The 262-nt window shown below is 46.9% G+C and carries 1 tRNA gene; it reads left to right on the top strand.

The window, feature by feature from the left end:
- Window positions 1-33 precede the first annotated feature (33 nt).
- Window positions 34-109, top strand: a tRNA-Glu gene (locus OGX86_RS00250).
- Window positions 110-262 lie beyond the last annotated feature (153 nt).

Genomic DNA, 262 nt, shown 5'->3' with positions numbered 1-262 from the left:
AATAGCAAGGCGTCTTGCGATTGAGACTTCAGTGTCCCCTTCGTCTAGAGGCCCAGGACACCGCCCTTTCACGGCGGTAACAGGGGTTCGAATCCCCTAGGGGACGCCACTTGCTGGTATGTGTGAGTGAAAGTCGCCGACCGAAGTATCTCAAAACTGACTTTCGAGTCACGTTTGAGATATTTGCTCTTTAAAAATCTGGATCAAGCTGAAAATTGAAACGACACACTGTTTCATTTCTCCGTAATAAGAAATGAAAAGC

Source organism: Citrobacter sp. Cpo040, from assembly GCF_030332915.1.
Taxonomy (GTDB): Bacteria; Pseudomonadota; Gammaproteobacteria; order Enterobacterales; family Enterobacteriaceae; genus Citrobacter; species Citrobacter portucalensis.
The sequence above is the reverse complement of the archived record's forward strand: the minus strand, read 5'-3'. Positions and strand labels throughout refer to the sequence as shown.